Origin of the sequence: Paracoccus actinidiae, from assembly GCF_030863885.1 — a bacterium.
Taxonomy (GTDB): Bacteria; Pseudomonadota; Alphaproteobacteria; order Rhodobacterales; family Rhodobacteraceae; genus Paracoccus; species Paracoccus everestensis.
Window position 1 is genome coordinate 4,252,131 of the sequence record NZ_CP132956.1, and the last position, 16,018, is coordinate 4,268,148.

General features: G+C 61.6%; 15 protein-coding genes and 2 pseudogenes. 6 read left to right on the forward strand and 11 right to left on the reverse strand.

Annotated elements, in window-relative coordinates; genetic code table 11:
* Positions 1-15: 15 nt before the first annotated feature.
* The 3 genes and pseudogenes from Q5701_RS21055 to Q5701_RS21065 all read right to left on the reverse strand — a co-directional run.
* Positions 16-627 (reverse strand): response regulator transcription factor, encoded by a 612-nt coding sequence (locus Q5701_RS21055; protein WP_306752890.1) that lies wholly within the window; start codon positions 625-627, stop codon positions 16-18.
* Positions 620-1,075, reverse strand: coding sequence for an ATP-binding protein (locus Q5701_RS21060; RefSeq protein ID WP_306752891.1), 456 nt, complete (start codon positions 1,073-1,075; stop codon positions 620-622). Before Q5701_RS21060 ends, Q5701_RS21055 begins: the two co-directional genes overlap by 8 nt.
* Before the next feature lie 369 nt (positions 1,076-1,444).
* Positions 1,445-1,799 (reverse strand): annotated as a pseudogene (locus tag Q5701_RS21065) (transposase); the annotation flags it as partial.
* A 178-nt stretch (positions 1,800-1,977) separates the two neighbouring features.
* Here Q5701_RS21065 and Q5701_RS21070 point away from each other — a divergent pair.
* The 4 genes and pseudogenes from Q5701_RS21070 to Q5701_RS21085 all read left to right on the forward strand — a co-directional run bounded on the left by Q5701_RS21070 (position 1,978) and on the right by Q5701_RS21085 (position 6,153).
* Positions 1,978-2,598 carry a hypothetical protein gene (locus Q5701_RS21070; RefSeq protein ID WP_306752892.1) on the forward strand — a complete coding sequence of 207 codons (621 nt, stop codon included), beginning with the start codon at positions 1,978-1,980 and terminating at the stop codon, positions 2,596-2,598.
* Between the two features lie 435 nt (positions 2,599-3,033).
* Positions 3,034-3,792: pseudogene (locus tag Q5701_RS21075) on the forward strand (HAD-IC family P-type ATPase); the annotation flags it as partial.
* Between the two features lie 789 nt (positions 3,793-4,581).
* Positions 4,582-5,658, forward strand: coding sequence for a YncE family protein (locus tag Q5701_RS21080; protein WP_306752893.1), 1,077 nt, complete (start codon positions 4,582-4,584; stop codon positions 5,656-5,658).
* A gap of 195 nt (positions 5,659-5,853) precedes the next feature.
* Positions 5,854-6,153, forward strand: coding sequence for a c-type cytochrome (locus Q5701_RS21085; protein WP_306752894.1), 300 nt, complete (start codon positions 5,854-5,856; stop codon positions 6,151-6,153).
* Positions 6,154-6,204: 51 nt separating this feature from the next.
* Here the strand turns inward: Q5701_RS21085 and Q5701_RS21090 are convergent, their stop codons facing one another.
* From Q5701_RS21090 to Q5701_RS21100, 3 genes are read right to left on the reverse strand one after another with little or no spacing between them, the layout of a single operon-like run.
* The gene (locus tag Q5701_RS21090) at positions 6,205-6,714 is read right to left on the reverse strand and encodes a c-type cytochrome (RefSeq protein WP_306752895.1); all 510 of its coding nucleotides are present in this window, start codon (positions 6,712-6,714) and stop codon (positions 6,205-6,207) included.
* 42 nt (positions 6,715-6,756) lie between these two features.
* The gene (gene dmeF / locus Q5701_RS21095) at positions 6,757-7,746 is read right to left on the reverse strand and encodes a CDF family Co(II)/Ni(II) efflux transporter DmeF (RefSeq protein WP_306752896.1); all 990 of its coding nucleotides are present in this window, start codon (positions 7,744-7,746) and stop codon (positions 6,757-6,759) included.
* The gene (locus Q5701_RS21100; protein WP_306752897.1) at positions 7,743-8,021 is read right to left on the reverse strand and encodes a metal/formaldehyde-sensitive transcriptional repressor; all 279 of its coding nucleotides are present in this window, start codon (positions 8,019-8,021) and stop codon (positions 7,743-7,745) included. The genes dmeF and Q5701_RS21100 overlap by 4 nt, the downstream gene beginning before the upstream one ends.
* A 471-nt stretch (positions 8,022-8,492) precedes the next feature.
* Between Q5701_RS21100 and Q5701_RS21105 the strand changes: the two genes are divergently transcribed.
* Both Q5701_RS21105 and Q5701_RS21110 read left to right on the forward strand, forming a co-directional pair.
* Positions 8,493-9,386, forward strand: a complete 894-nt coding sequence (locus Q5701_RS21105; RefSeq protein WP_306752898.1) for a TniB family NTP-binding protein — start codon at positions 8,493-8,495, stop codon at positions 9,384-9,386.
* Between the two features lie 115 nt (positions 9,387-9,501).
* The gene (locus Q5701_RS21110; RefSeq protein WP_306752899.1) at positions 9,502-11,004 is read left to right on the forward strand and encodes a TniQ family protein; all 1,503 of its coding nucleotides are present in this window, start codon (positions 9,502-9,504) and stop codon (positions 11,002-11,004) included.
* A gap of 601 nt (positions 11,005-11,605) precedes the next feature.
* On the opposite strand, the gene Q5701_RS21115 is transcribed toward Q5701_RS21110, so the two are convergent.
* Genes Q5701_RS21115 through Q5701_RS21135 form a run of 5 tightly spaced genes read right to left on the reverse strand, consistent with a single transcriptional unit; the run spans position 11,606 to position 16,018 of the window.
* Positions 11,606-12,298 (reverse strand): NapC/NirT family cytochrome c, encoded by a 693-nt coding sequence (locus Q5701_RS21115; RefSeq protein ID WP_306752900.1) that lies wholly within the window; start codon positions 12,296-12,298, stop codon positions 11,606-11,608.
* A 1-nt stretch (position 12,299) separates the two neighbouring features.
* A complete protein-coding gene (locus tag Q5701_RS21120; protein WP_306752901.1) occupies positions 12,300-12,758 on the reverse strand; it encodes a nitrate reductase cytochrome c-type subunit in 459 nt (152 codons plus the stop codon).
* Positions 12,758-15,265, reverse strand: coding sequence for a periplasmic nitrate reductase subunit alpha (gene napA / locus Q5701_RS21125; RefSeq protein ID WP_306752902.1), 2,508 nt, complete (start codon positions 15,263-15,265; stop codon positions 12,758-12,760). The genes Q5701_RS21120 and napA overlap by 1 nt, the downstream gene beginning before the upstream one ends.
* Positions 15,250-15,519: a chaperone NapD gene (locus Q5701_RS21130; RefSeq protein ID WP_306752903.1), complete on the reverse strand. Its 270-nt coding sequence runs from the start codon at positions 15,517-15,519 to the stop codon at positions 15,250-15,252. The genes napA and Q5701_RS21130 overlap by 16 nt, the downstream gene beginning before the upstream one ends.
* The gene (locus Q5701_RS21135; protein WP_306752904.1) at positions 15,512-16,018 is read right to left on the reverse strand and encodes a ferredoxin-type protein NapF; all 507 of its coding nucleotides are present in this window, start codon (positions 16,016-16,018) and stop codon (positions 15,512-15,514) included. The genes Q5701_RS21130 and Q5701_RS21135 overlap by 8 nt, the downstream gene beginning before the upstream one ends.

Genomic DNA, 16,018 nt, shown 5'->3' on the forward strand with positions numbered 1-16,018 from the left:
AGATACGCGACGGGATCAATCCAGAAGTCCCGCGTTGAGGGCGAACCGCACCACCTGAGACAGCTTGTGCATCCCGAGTTTCTCCATGATGTGCGCCCGGTGGTTCTCCACGGTCCGCGGACTGATCCCGAGGTCTCCGGCAATGCCCTTGCTGGTCCGGCCCAGTGCCAAGCCCTTCAGCACGTCGCACTCGCGGGCGGTCAGCACCTCCAGCCCGGCGCGCGCGTAGGCCCTCGACCGCACGTCTCGCTCCTCCCGCTCCAGACGTGCGTACCCTTCCTCGAGCGCACCCGGCAGGGCTACCTTGTCGATCGGTTTCTCCAGGACATGCATTGCTCCCGCCCGCATGGCTGCGACCGCCAGAGCCACGCTGCCGCGGTCGGTGATCGCGATGACCGGCATCGGAATGCCAAGCGTCCGAAGCTCGCCAAGGAGGGCGAACCCGTCCATCTCCGCCAGGTCGAGGTCCAGCAGGATGCATCCGGGCTCCGCGTGCCTGATCGCGGACAGGAAGTGCTCGGCCGAGCGGAAGGTCGCGGTCCTGTAGTGCAAGGCCCCCACCATGAGGCTCAGCGACAGGCGCACGGCGTAGTCACCCTCGACGATGTGAACAACCTTCTCAGCCATGCGGGCCACCCCGCATCCGGGGCAGGGCCACAACGATCGTTGCACCGTGCGGAGAGTAATTGTCGAGCCAAGGGACGCCATGGCTGTCCACGATGTCCCTGCACACGTACACGCCCAGGTCATGACCAGCGGCATCAGTCGTCATGAAGGACAGGAACATCCTTGAGGTGACCGCCGGGGGAACGGTGGGTCCGGTGTCCGAGAGCCGGACCTCGACCCATTCGTTGTCGTATGGATGTACGTCCAGCCGCAGCCTGCGCACCAGCCGCCGCGCGATGGCCGTGTCAGGCATCAGGTTCAGGATCACCTGCTGGACCTGAACCCGGTTGGCGAGCGTCCGGAGGTCGTCGCCGGCCCTGGCCAAGGCAAGCAGGAACTCCTGCAAGGCGGAAGCCAGAACCGCGATGGCGGGGAAGGGTTGCGCAAATTCCGTCCGAAGCGACAGCATCGTCAGTTCCGCCCTTGTCGCGCGCCTCACGCTTTGCGGGCTGATGCTAGACTCTCCTGCAGCATGTTGCCTTCGGTCAGACATCCCAAGAGCCTTATCGTCTCGCTCCAGCGATCTCGGTGGGCAAACGATGCTGCCTTGAGCTCCCCTTTCTCAGGCGAGCCATCCGAGCGACGCAACATTATAGCACGAAATCACCAGCACTGTTCGAAAGACTGGCTGTCCGGAACGGATGGATAATGGACAGCCTCTGCAGGTACGTCGTAATTAGCTTGACCGGATTCTTATGGGAAAGAAGAGCCGTACTCCCTTTGCGGAGCGTTGTTGCAAACTTGTTTTTCGACGTGAGTTCCCTTTACCCCACAAACCTCAAGCCACGCGCTTGATCTCGGCGGTACCGAGCGTGTTGAGGCGGTTCATAAATGCAATGCGGATTTGGATTTCGGCCGTTTGTCTGTCCGGATCTCCTGAGGCGATCCGCTCGCCAAGGATTTGAAGCAGCGCATTCTTGCTTCGAGTTGACTTCGCACGTGATATCCGAACCCGTGCTTCCAGGTGGCCGACCGAAGCGTTTGCTTATCCGCAGGATGTCGTTGCGGGCAAGGGCGGCAGAGCAATCTTCTTTCTACATGCGTCCGTTCTTGCGAATCAGTAGGACAGCGGTGCCCCCGAGATCCAGGATTGCAGTGTAGCACTGGCGGGCGTCAAAGGCGCCGTCGCCGGTGGCGGCTCTGCTCAGCAGAAATCCTCTACAGATCGAGATCAGCAGGGGCAGGGCAGAGTTCCCGCCTGATGTCAGCGTACCAAGCCCACGTTTCCGTGAGATGCTGCGATTGTTTCACAGGATCAGTTCGATAGATGCGAAACTCAAAGGACCACATCGCAAAGAAGGAGCCGCAAGCATGACATCTTCATTTGGTCTCTCGCTCCTGGCGCTGGCCTGTACGGCTGTGATGGCCTCGGCACAGGACACGTCGATGAGCTTTTTCGTGACCAGCAAGAACCCCGGACACGGTGGCAATCTGGGCGGACTGGAAGGAGCCGATGCACATTGCACGACGTTAGCAGAAGCGGCCGGAGCTGCTGGCAAGACGTGGCGCGCGTATCTCTCGAGCAACACGGTCGACGCACGCGACCGGATCGGAGACGGCCCGTGGCACAATGCGGCCGGCACTCTGATTGCCGAGAATGTCGAGGCCCTTCACGGTGAGGCGAACGGGATCTCCAAGGAGACCGCTCTTGATGAGTCTGGGAAGACCGTCAACGGGCGGGGTGACAAGCCCAATCGCCACGATATCCTTACCGGATCGATGCCCGACGGCACGGCGGCCGAGGAGACCTGCGCCGACTGGACAAGCGGAAGCGAAGGTTCAGCCATGCTGGGCCACCATGACCGCACGGGTCTGGATGAGTCCGCGGCGGCAAAGTCGTGGAACTCCTCTCATCCCTCTCGCGGATGCGACATCCCTGCGCTGCAAGGCACAGGGGGCGACGGCCTTTTCTATTGCTTTGCTGCTGATTAGGCAGTTTCCGTCCAAGGAGCGTGAGAACTTGGCCAGAGCGGCGGTTGTCGCGTAGAGGGCCCTCGTGAACCCACGAGGAACCGCTTGACTACACAGGATGTCCCAAAATAGCTCGCGGGGTGCATCCTGTCCAAATCGACAGCTTCTTCTTCGCTTCAGGCTTAGACATAAAGCTCTTATCAGCCGAGTGGCTTTTGTGTGTGGTTTCCGAGTTCTTCGCCTCTCGGCCGACTGTTCCCAAAGGCTCTGGTCCCGGTAATTACGCACCAGGGTGGTCCTGCACAGGAACCCTGGTGCGGCTTTTCTTCAGCCAACTGACCATCCAGAACCGGCGCTTGAACCATCAGCGCCACGCAGCATAACCTCAACCCACAGAGCCAAAGCCCTCCAGACCAACATCAGGCCGCCTGTTCCAAATCATTCGACGACGGACAGGCAGAGTTCGACTCGCCCACGGGCAAGGGCGCCCTGGGCATGGTCGAGGGCAAGCGCATCGCCTTGGGCAATGTCCGGTTCCTTGCCGAGCAGGGCGTGGATGTCGCGTCCCTTGCCGCCCGCGCCGACGCGTTGCGTGCCGATGGTGCCACCGCCATCTTTCTGGGCGTGGATGGCGAGCCCGCGGCGATCTTTGCCATCGCAGACCCGGTCAAATCATCAACGCCCGAGGCCCTCGCTGCCCTCAAGGCGGACGGCATCCGGGTTGTCATGTTGACCGGCGACAACTGGACCACGGCAAGAGCCGTAGCGCGGCAGCTTGGCATCGACGATGTCGAGGCCGAGGTTCTGCCCGACCAGAAAAGCGCCGTGGTCCAGCGCTACAAGGCGGAAGGGCGGGTCGTTGCCATGGCGGGCGACGGGGTCAACGATGCGCCCGCCCTGGCTGCCGCCGATGTCGGCATCGCGATGGGCACCGGCACCGATGTAGCAATGGAGAGCGCCGGCGTTACCCTGCTGAAGGGCGATCTGACCGGCATCGTCCGGGCACGGCGTCTGTCTGAGGCGGTGATGCGCAACATCCGGCAGAACCTGTTCTTCGCCTTCATCTACAACGCACTCGGCATCCCGGTGGCGGCAGGGGTTCTTTATCCGGTCTTCGGCCTTCTGCTGTCGCCGATCATTGCAGCGGCCGCCATGGCCCTGTCCTCGGTCAGCGTGATCGCCAATGCCGCGCGGCTGCGGGGCGTGAAGCTGTGACAGCATGACCTGAATGCCTGAGGCCGCAGGAGGCGCGGCACATTGCCGCTCCCGCTTTCCTTCGGCCGGTTTCTGGCTGAAGTTAGGGTGTGTCAGACGCATGAGGCATGACGTGCGCACCATCCATGATCGATCGCGGCGCGCGTTTGACAGGACACCGTGGGGCTTGCGTGATGACCCTGCCGGCAGAGTTCCCGAAAAGCTGGCCTCTCACTGCGGGACGATGCGATGAACGCGCATTCCGGATTTGCCAAAGGACGCCTACGGGATTGGCTGCGGCGAGCCGCCGCGGTTCTCCTGCTGGTGGCCTCGGTGGTTCTGGTTCTGCAGACAACGGCTCATGCAGGGATGAGCGTTTGGATGACGTCCAGGCAGGCGACAGCTTCCATGCTGGATCATCACTGCTCCCATTCTGGGGCAAAGGCTGACGCCTCCACCCCGTCCATTCCCAATCCCTGTAGTCCTAGCACGGAAGGCCTTGGGAACCACGGCGACAGTTGCGAGCAGCTTTGTGCAATGACCGTCGTTCTGCCCGATCCCTTGACGATCCTGTCGTCTGCCGGCAGAAACATTCCGGATATGATCTGGACAGGGCTTTGGGGCCATTCGGCCGGGGCGATCCTGCGTCCGCCGCGCCGCTTCGCCGTTGCATCATAGCGCTTTCGGCCAAAGGCTCACCGGTCCCTTGCCGTCAGCCCATCGGCTGCGAACGCCATCCCATCCAGATTTTAGAGGAAAACGGACGTTCCTGCGTAACGCCGCACCTCACAAAGACAGGACGTAAAACCCATGAAACGAACTGCAATGACCCTTTGCGGGGTTTTGGCGGCAATGCTGCCTGCCGCTGCCCTGGCCGATGCCTCACACGACGGCCATCACCCTGCCGTGCAGCAAGGCCAGATCGCGGCGCTTGGCACAGGCGGAACGGTCTATTCCGCCAACGAAGGCGACAGCACCATCAGCGCCCTCGATCTGGCCAAGGGAACCGTCAATACGGTGGCCATCCCCGTGGCGCCCCATAATGTGGACCTGACGCCCGACGGCCGCTTTCTCCTCGCGGTCGGCACCCCGCCATCCGATGATCATGGATCGGAAGGGCATGGTCATGATGGAGGGACCACTGGTCTTCTGGTGCTGCTCGATCCTAAGGATTTGTCGAAGCCCCCGGTCACGGTCGAGCTTGGGGATCATCCTGCCCATGTCGTGCCTGATCGGAATGGCCGCGCCTTCGCCTCGCTTTCGGGCAGCAATGAAATCGCGGTGGTCGATCTGGCCAAAGGCACCCTGGTCAAGCGGATCGGAACCGGCGCCTATCCGCATGGACTGCGCTTGAGCCCCGACGGCACCGAGCTTTACGTGGCCAATGTCGAGGACGGGTCTGTTTCGATCATCGACACCCGGGATCTCAGCGAGGCAGCCCGCATCACTGTCGGCGTCACCCCGGTTCAGGTAGGCTTCGCCCCTGACGGCACCCGCGCCTATGTCTCGCTGCGCGACGAAAACCGCGTCGCGGTGATCGATACCGTCTCTCGCAAGGTCGAGGGCAAGATCGATGTTGGGTCTGGTCCCGTCCAGCTCATGGTGACGCCCGATGGTGCGCAGGTCTATGTTGCGAACCAGGGCTCTGAGGGCGCGCCGAACAACACCGTGTCCATCATCGACACGTCGGGCGGCAAGGTGACGAAAACCGTGAAGACAGGCCTTGGCGCGCATGGCGTGTCGATCTCGGCGGACGGGGCCTTCGTGTTCGTGACGAATATCAACGATGACAGCGTCTCGGTCATCAATGCCCGGCGGTACGAGGTGGTGGCGACCGTGCCGGTCGGCGATAGCCCGAACGGCATCGCGTATGGACCTTCACGCTGATGCGCCGAGCCAGGGGGCACCGGCTTGTCCGGTGCCTCCAAGTTCGCACCATCAGATCATTCGGGAAAGAGCATCATGAGAGTATTTTGGATCGCGGCGCTTGCCGTCCTGATTGCGGGTGGCGCCTGGTGGGTTCTGAACGGCCCCGGCACCGATATCCCGGCAGCAGGCGACTAGGCGCTTGCCGCCGTGACAATGCCCGCCACATTGTCGGCGGAAGCGCGCGCCGGCCAGAAGGCCTTTGCCAGGAACTGTGCTTCCTGCCATGGCAACGATGCCGAGGGAAAGGCAGGGGTCGCCCCACCGCTCATCCACAAGATCTACGAGCCTGGCCATCACAGCGACATGGCCTTCGTGATAGCCGCGCGCAGTGGTGTCCGCGCGCATCACTGGACCTTCGGCGACATGGCTCCGGTGCCGGAGGTGACTGATGCTGAACTGGCCCACATCATCCTGTTCGTGCGGGAGGTTCAGGTGGCGAATGGCATCATGTGAGCACGGGCATTATTTGCGGCAGTCATGCCTTGGCCGTCCTCAGAAAGGCGCTCAGTCGCTGTTCCGCGCTGCCTGAAGAGCCTGGATTCGCGCGGGCCAAGTCGATTTGATATAGGCAAGGATGGCGGCGATGTCGTCATCTTCCAGGATGCCACCAAATGCGGGCATGCCGGACGTGATGCGGACGCCCATGCCATCCAGGACGGCTTGGCCGCCCCGCCGGATATAGTCAATCAGCATCGCATCGTCGTGATGCCACGTGTGACCTGTCTCGTCATGCGGCGGGGCGGGCATGACGCCATCCTCGCGCATGATCTGCCAGTCCGGCTGCCCTTCCAGCTGAGCACCGTGGCACGCCGCGCAATGCTCGGCATAGAGCTGAGCGCCCCGCTGCAGGTCTTGCGCTCTGCTGATGGTCCATATGGCCCAGACGGCTGCCCCGACAAGCGCCGGGACCAGCAGCCATCGCAGCCAGACAGGAAAAGAGGATGGGACGTTTGCTGGCACTACCGAGAACTTGCTGCCCTTTGAAGAAAGGTCAACCTCCGCTTGAGCCTGCATCTCTCAACAACTGAAGCAGAAAAGCGCATGGGATAGCCTGCATCACGCTTCCCGTTCGACCTCGACGGTCAGATGCGAAAGATCGTGGATGTGCGAGAGCTTTGCCCGATAGGCTGCCGGCTCCTGCGGGTCTGTGGACCGGATCGAGAGGATCGCACCGTGATGTCCGGGTCCGAGTTGCCAGACGTGCAGGTCGGTGATCCGGTCCGAGCCTGTTTCAATCGCGGCGCGGATCTCCTCCGGCAAATCCTCCTCCTCGGAAACGTAGTCAAGCAGCACCCGACCCGTGTCCCGGATCAGACTCCAGGACCATCGGGCAATCACCAGAGCCCCGACAATGCCCATGCTCGGATCAAGCCAGTTCCAGCCGTAGAGGCTGCCCATGGTCAACGCCACGATCGCCATCACGGAGGTAAGGGCATCGGCCAGGACGTGCAGATAGGCGGCCCGCAGATTGTTGTCGGTCGCATGACCATGGTGCAGGCCCGGCGCGTGGGAATGATCATGCCCATGCTCATGATGCTCATGGTTATGAGGATGACCGTGCCCGGGGCCATGATGGTGATGGCCGTGGTCCTCGCGCAGCAGCCAGGCGCAGAGCAGATTGACGATCAGACCGACTACGGCCACTGTAATGGCCTGGCGAAAGCTGATCGCAACCGGGCTGTAGAACCGCATCAGGCTTTCCCAGGCGATCAGTAGGGCGATCAGCGCCAGCACGACCGCACTGGCAAATCCCGCCAGATCCCCGATCTTGCCGGTGCCGAAGGTGAAGCGGGCATTGCGAGCGTTGCGCCGGGCATAACGATAAGCGAGCGCGGCAATCAGCATGGCCCCGGCATGGGTAGACATGTGCCACCCGTCGGCAATCAGGGCTATCGAGCCGAAGATACTGCCCGCAGTGATCTCCACGACCATCATCGCGGTGGTGATGGCTATGACCAGCCAGGTCCGGCGCTCGTTCCGTTCGTGCTTATCACCGAGGTAGACATGCTCGTGCGGGCTGGCCAGCCGCGAGGCCTGAATGTTCATTTGAGATAGGTCCTGATGATGTCGATCAGTTCGCCCGCGGCCTCTCCGCGCGCCACGTCCTCGTCCCGTTCCGGATTCGAGACATGCTCCCGGATATGGTCCTCGATCAGCTCTGCCGTCAGCCCGCCCACTGCGCCGCGGATGGAGGCGACCAGGTTCAGGACCTCGCCGCAGGGAGCATCAGTGTCCAGAGCACGTTCGACGGCCTCGATCTGGCCCTTAAGGCGGCGGACACGGGCCAGGAGTTTCATCTTGTGCTTCGTCGTATGGCTCATAAGATAGGGGGATACCCTATTTTATAGAGAGTGCAAGATCGATATCACGTCTCGTGGGACGACTGTTTTGCTCTCCGACGAAGGCATTCCCGTGCCAGGATTACAGGAAGGATGAGCGACTGGTTTGAGGAAGCCGCGTTACGGTATGTTTCGAGGGCCGATTGTCGGCTATGGGCCGGAAGTTCACGCTGCAACTGCATTCGCTGCGACGAGTGTGAATGTCGCTGATGGGCTCGGAGAAGTCACGTGAGTGGTTCGTTCAAAGCTGCCGGCTCCGAGCCGATACCTCGCTTCCATCGTGAATCTTATGTCAGGTGGCGAGCACGAGAAGCTCGGGATCCGGGGAGCGGCAAATTAGGCCGCGCAGAGACCATCACCTGCCAACATGCTACTGCTGATGCCGTCAGCCACCCCGACCGCCTTTCCGCCCACCACGTCGACGTCCTTGGACGACGATGACGACATCATGGAATGAAAACGATGAAGGCGATGATCGAGTTCGACGCACAGCCTGCAACCGCGATCGCTCCCCCGCCCGCGCCGTCCGACCTGCCGGGCCGCATTGCGTGGTTGGATGCCCGCTACCTCAAGAATGCCCGCGACGCCGAGTTTCAGGAGTGCCTGCGCGATATCCTCCAGGTCGGACCCGAGGGCACGCTCCTGCCGATCGCCATCCGCGATCCTCTGAACGGAGAGACGCGCGGCATGCAGGTCATTGGCGCATCCGGGGACGGCCAGTCCGTCATGATCCAGCGCAACCTGTTCGCACTGCCCGGCTTCGTGGAAATGAAGGCTGGCACCGCGGGAAACTATCTTCACATCACCGTGTCCCCGGAAGCCACGATCAAGAGCCTTGCTTCAGATATCGCGGCTGCTACGGGATATGGCCGGCTGGCGGAACGCACAAAGACACATGAAGCATGGGCTATCGTCCGCCATCGCCTCAAGAAGTTCGAGATTGCGATGCTGTGGATCGACGAAGCACATCACCTGCTGCGGGGAGGAGCTGGGCGCGATATTGCAGGCGCCCTCCAGACCCTGAAGAACCTGTTGCAGGGAGATGGGGCTGTCTCCGTCATCCTGTCCGGCGTGCAGCACCTTGATGACCGCATCGCAGCGGATCCAGAGACTTTTCGTCGTTATCGCCTGCGCCAGCGCCTCCAATCCCTCACCGCCGGCAGTGGGGATATGCAGCTGCTGAGGCGATTTATCGAAAAATGCTGCCAGAAGCTTGATCTTTCGCTTCCGGACGATCCGTCCTTCGCTGAGCGTATCGTGTTTTCACAGACTGGTGGCCTGGGCCGCTCGATCATCTTCGCCAAGATGACCATTCGCCGTGCGCTGATTAATCAAAGGAGGGCGTGAGTATGGAGGATGCCCGCCGAACTTGGGTTCTTAACGGTGGAGATGACAGCGAGCCCAGCCCCTTCGATCCCATTCCTTGGCCGGACGTGTGCAAGCTTCTGGAAGAGCGAGGTTGGTGACGAAGTTGTTGACGCCCTATATTCCTTACGATGCGGCTGAGACTGTCCAGTCCTATGCCGCTCGCCTTTCCTTCTTTCACACCGGACAAGGCACGTCGCGCCTGCTCGAAGACTGCGGGATGAGGCCGGCGCGCTTCGCAGCAGGGCACCTTGACGAGGTAGGCAAATTCGCTGCTGCGGTGAATGAAGATATCAGTGGCCTCCAGGCTGGCACGGTCCGCACAGACTCTCGTTATAATTCCTTCCGGGAGGAGGAGTTCTCGAGGAGTGTTCTGTCAGCGCACGTCCGGCAGTTCTGCCCGCATTGTTTGCGCGAGGATGGGCCACCCGCTGAGTGGCGCCATCGGCTCATCTGGTGTTTTCTGCCAATCCCAATCTGCCTGCGGCACCGTTCCAGCCTCGTGGAGGTTACGGCTGGGGGCGCGGCCGATATTCTCGATGCCGTCGCGCGTGTCGGGGGCCTTCATGTGGCTGAGAGGTTGACGTCTTACGCTGAGGGCGGTCGTCATCTTGCTTGGCTGCATGCGCGCCTGTCGTCGTCGAATCATCCTAGATGGCTGGATGGACAAAGCATCGAGCAGGTGCTGAACGCATCGGAAATGCTTGGCATTGTCCTGGAGCACGGGCAGGGCGCCCGCCCCGGGCGCTTGTCACGGCGGGATAGGAATTCCGCATTGGCAACTGGCTTCCGCACCTATGAGGAAGGTGCCGACGCGGTCTATGGGGCGCTTGACGAGATACGGAGAAGCGCTACGGCAACAGCCGTTCATGCCGGACCCTTGGCGGTGTATGGAGCCCTCTATGACTGGCTTGATCGTCGGTCGCAGCTAATCGCCCCAGGACCTGTGCGCGATATCCTGCGCGAGCACATCCTGAACCATGATGCGTATGCGCCAGGCGAGAGGCTCCTGGGCGAGCCGGTGGGAAAACGGCGCCTACACTCGGTGATCAGTCTTGCGGTGACGCTGAAAGTCAACCGCCGGCGCATGTCCCGCCTGCTGCAGAAACTGGGACTGGTGCCCGAGGGTGCTACGAACGGTGAAAGCGGACGCCTTGTATTTCCCGTTGAGGAGGTGGAACAGCTTATCAAGGATTACGAGACCGCGATCCCGCTTGCGCAGGTGCCGGACTACATCGGCGGCACGCAGAGCCAGACATTGGCCTTGTATCGCGCGGGGGTCTTGCCACCTGTCATCCCGGCCGACGCGCCGGGCGCCGTGCGCAGGGTCATTTTCGCGCGGCGCGTCCTGGATGATCTGCTGTTAAGGATCGGGGAGCTCTCACCTGTCAATGTTGTGCAGCATGAGAAGGTTCTATCCATCGGAGAAGCCTGCCAACGTCACGGCGGCCGAACTGAGGATCTGACGCAAGCCGTGCTTGCAGGAAAAATCAAAGCCCTTCGCCTACCAGGAGATGCTCGCCTTCACGCTGTTCGAGTCAGTGCCTCGGAGCTTGCGGCTGCAGGATACCCGGGGAGGCACGTAGGCAACGGGCCTTAGCAATCCTCTTGTTCAACTCGATAATCTTGTCACAGGGCCCATATATGCGGGCCCTTTTTCTTTTGCATGGTTCGAAGCGCCACGAGAACTATATCCCGAACTGCAGAAACCTTTGCTCTAGATAAAGTGGATACATTGTTTTTGTTGGAAGAATTACCTATGGCGGCACTAACTATGCTCTGAATAACAACTGGTGTTGTTCGGAGCATAGTTGCTGCCGGCTAGGGGTATATTTGTTCAGTTCGGGGCAAAGATTTCGTAACCCATTGATTCTCTTCTGACCGCCTCCGGGCGGTCATCTCTTTTCCAGGACATGCGAACAACGTGCCACAACAAAAACCGCGGAGAACGCCTCGTCCTCGACTGCTAACCCATTGTTTCCACATAAGTGAGACGTTCAATCAGGATCAAAATGCCGTCGGAACTGTCGAACTTCGGTTGTCAGGTCTGCATCTCCCAATACCAAAATCGATGCCAGTTCATCCGAGTGCCTCTGCGGACCTAACGGGTGTTATGGCACAAGGTTTTAATAACTACTGCAGTGCGTTTAGGTGTGGAAAGCTCTGCCTGCTGTGACAGCAGGGAGGACGACAAGCCGCTCTTATCGTGCCCCGGGCACCTGGCCCAGAAAGCTCCGGATCTCCTCGGCCTCGGTCAGGCCCGGCAGCGTCTCTCCCTGAAGTTCCCTGGGCACGGTCCAACCGGGATCAACGCCGGTCATGTTCGGCAGTTCGTGGGCAATACCCTGGTGACACTCGATGCAGGTGCGCTCTCCGGACAAAAGATATTCAGTGTGGATCTCGGCCGCGCGTGGCGCCTGGCGTCCCAGGTCCATCGCGATGGCCGAATGGCAGTTGCGGCATTCCAGGCTGTCATTCGCCTTCAGCCGCGCCCATTCACGCTTGGCCATCACCAGCCGGTGTTCGAGGAACTTCTGCCTTGTATCGATCGTCCCGAAGACCGCCCCCCAGACCTCTTTCGAGGCCTGCATCTTGCGGGCGATCTTGTCGGTCCAGTCATGCGGCACATGGCACTGGGGGCAGCCGGCCCGCACGCCCGAGCGGTTCGAGTAGTGCACCGTATGCGACATTTCCTCGTAAACGTTGTCGCGCATCTCGTGGCACGAGATGCAGAAGCCCTCGGTATTGGTAAATTCTAGGGCTGTGTTGAACGCCCCCCAGAAAAACACGCCGCCGACAAAGCCGCCCAGCGTCAGAAAGCCCAAGCCAAGCGTGCCCGCCGGGGTCCACAGGACACGCCAGAACCAGCGGAACGGTTGCAAGAGCCTGCGCATCTCACTCACTCCCCGCGCCCGTCGCGCCCATCTCGGACATGTCTGTGAAAGTGTTCTGGATCAGGGCCGGCGCATCAGCCTGCGGCACATGGCACTGGGTGCAGAAGTACCGCCTGGGCGACACATCGGCCAGCATCTGCGCCTCACGCGTCATGTAGTGCGTGATCGAGATCATCGGCGCGCCCGATCCTTGGGTCATCTCTCGCGTGTGGCAAGACATGCAGCGGTTGGTGTTGACCGAAAGCTGATAACCCTCGATCGAATGGGGAATGACCGGCGGCTGTTCGGGATAGGCGCGCATCTGCCGCACGTCGTCCGCGACGAACCGAGGGATCGGCGCGGCCTCTACCGACTGCATCGGATCGGGCTGTGGGCCAGACAATTCGGGAACGTTCTGCGCCATGACGAAGCTGGCGGTGAAACAGGCGGCAAGGGCGATTGAAAGGCGAAGCTGTCCCATCACACCCGCTCCACGCGCACGGCGCATTTCTTGAAGTCGGTCTGTTTCGAGATCGGATCGGTCGCATCCAGCGTCACCTTGTTGATCAGCTGACTGGCATCGAACCACGGCACGAAGATCACGCCGGGCGGCATCCGGTTGCGTCCGCGCGTCTCGACTCGGCTGCGGATCTCGCCCCGGCGCGAGACGATGCGCACCTCCATGCCCTGGTTGAGGCCGCGTTCGCGGGCGTCGATGGCGTTCATGAAGACCTTGGCGCCCGGAAACGCCTTGTACAGCTCGGGGACGCGCATCGTCATCGAACCGGAATGCCAATGCTCGAGAACCCGGCCCGTCACCAGCCACATGTCGAACTCGTCGTCGGGGCTTTCGGCGGGCGGCTCGTAGGGGACAGCGAGGATGACCGCACGACCGTCTGGGTTGCCATAGAACTCGACGCCTTTGCCCGGCTTGACGTAAGGATCATAACCCTCGCGGAAACGCCACCGGGTTTCCTGGCCATCGACCACCGGCCACCGCAGGCCGCGCACATCGTCGCTTTGATAAACGTCATAGGGGGCAAGGTCGTGGCCATGCCCGCGGCCAAAGGTGGCATATTCCTCGAACAGGCCCTTCTGGATGTAGAAGCCGAAATCCCTTGCCTCCTGGTTGGCGTAATCTTCGCGAAGCTCCTCCAGCGGATATTGGTCGACCTGGCCGTTGGCAAAGCAGACGTCAAACAAGCTCTTGCCGCGGAACTCGGGATGCGCATCGAGGATGTCGGCCGGCCAGGTTTCGTCGGTAGTGAAGCGTTTAGAAAATTCGACAAGCTGCCACAGGTCCGACCGCGCCTCGCCCGGCGCATCGACAAGCTGGTGCCAGGCATGGGTGCGCCGCTCGGCATTGCCATAAACGCCCTCTTTCTCGACCCACATGGCGGCGGGCAGGATGATGTCGGCAGCCATCGCCGTCACCGTCGGATAGGCATCCGACACCACGATCAGGTTGTCGGGGTTGCGGTAGCCCTGATATGTCTCGTTCTGGGAATTGGGCGCGGCCTGAAGGTTGTTGTTCACCTGCACCCAGTAGAAGTTCAGCACCCCGTCCTTCAGCATCCGGTCCTGCAGCACCGCGTGAAAGCCGGGCTTGGTGTTCAAGAGCCCATGCGGCAGCTTCCACAACTCTTCGGTATGGGCGACATGTTCGGGGTTCGTGACCACCATGTCGGCGGGCAGGCGATGGGCGAAGGTACCCACCTCGCGCGCCGTGCCACAAGCCGAGGGTTGTCCCGTCAGTGAGAAGGGCGAGTTGCCGGGCTCCGAGATCTTTCCGGTCAGCAGGTGGATGTTGTAGATCATCTGGTTGGCCCAGACACCCCGGACATGCTGGTTGAACCCCATCGTCCACAGCGACATGACCTTCCTGTCCGGGTCCGCGTAAATCTCGGCCAGCTCCTCCAGGAAGCCCGGCTCGACGCCCGTAAGTTCGCTCGCGTATTCCAGCGTATAGGTCGAGACATGCTCCTTGAACGCTTCGAAATCGCTGTCCTCCATCAGGCCGGGATTGCCGGCGCCGGTGGCAGCCAGTTCCAGTTCGTGTTCAGGGCGCAGGCCATAACCGATGTTGGTGGCGCCTTTCTTGAACACCGTGTGCCGGTCCACGAACTCCTGGTTTACGCGCCCGGTCTGGATGATGTGGTTGGCGATATAGTTCAGGATCGCCAGATCGGTGCCCGGCTTGAAAATGATCGGAATGTCGGCCAGGTCCATTGACCGGTGGGTGAAGGTGGAGAGGACCGCGCATTTCACATTCGGCGTTCCCAAACGCCGGTCGGCCAGTCGGGTCCACAGGATCGGATGCATTTCGGCCATGTTCGATCCCCACAGCACGAAGGCATCCGCGTGTTCGAAATCGTCATAGCACCCCATTGGCTCGTCGATGCCGAAGGTGCGCATGAAGGCCACGGCGGCGGAGGCCATGCAGTGGCGTGCATTGGGATCGAGATTGTTCGACCGGAACCCCGCCCGCATCAGCTTTGTCGCCGCATATCCCTCCAGCACGGTCCACTGGCCCGACCCGAACATGCCGATCCCCTCGGGACCCTTTTCGGCTAGGACCTTCTTGACCTTCTCGGCCATGACGTCGAAGGCCTCATCCCAGCTGACCGGCTCGAACTCGCCGTTCTTGTCGAACTGGCCGTTCGTCTTGCGCATCAGCGGCGTGGTCAGCCGGTCGGCGCCGTACATGATCTTGGACAGGAAGTAGCCCTTGACGCAGTTCAGGCCGCGATTGACCTCGTGCTGCATGTCGCCATGGGTTGCGACGACCTTGCCTTCCTTCACCCCGACCATGACGCCGCAGCCGGTGCCGCAGAAGCGGCAGGGCGCCTTGGACCACTGGATCTTCAGCGCCTCGACGCCGCCCGGAACGGGCTGGGATAGGGCCTGGTGCGGCAGCCCCGCGGCGGAGGCGGCAAGTGCTGCGGCATGCGCCTTGAGAAGCTGGCGCCGGTTCAGGTCAAGGGGCATGGCGTTTCCTCCGTTTCCTCGGCGTGCTCGAAGACCATGCTGGCCGCTAAAACGCCCGTCATTAGATTGATCTCGGTCAGCCGGTCCCCCAGCATCCCGGTGCTTTTGCCCTCGATGGTGACGATCAGCCGGGTGGCGTCCCCACCATGGATCTCGACCCCCTCCAGCCGGCCGATCAGATTGCGCACCCCCGGCATCGCGTCCCGGGTGACCGTTACAACAGCGGATGAGACATGCCAGCGGGTCTCAGGCATCCTCGACCTCTCTTTCCTCGGCTTCCCTTTGCACGGCCAGAATGGCTTCGGCTGGGCAGGTCGCCGAACAGGCTCCGCAGCCGGTACAGGAGGCCGCGTCGATTTGAGGCAGGAACGGTGCGCCGATCCTGGGCTGCATTGCAATCGCCTGTTCAGGACAAACATCCCGGCAGCTCATGCAGGCAATGCCCACATGGGCAAAACAGCCTGCGGAGATCTGCATTACATGCGCCATGCGCCGGTCAGGCAGGAATACCTCTTCGGGACAGGACGCGGCGCAGTCGCCGCAAAAGACGCATTCGCCGGCCTCCGGTCGCAGCACCACGACGGCCGGTGACAAAGCCAGGATGGTCTGGGGACAAGCATCGACGCATGCGCCACAGCCGGTGCAGGCCGCAAGTGACATCATCGAAACACCAGGGGGGCGCGGCAGAAACGGCGCCGGGCGGGGGGCACCGCGCAGCAGATCCCGTCTCGATATGCTGGGACCGGCGGGCAT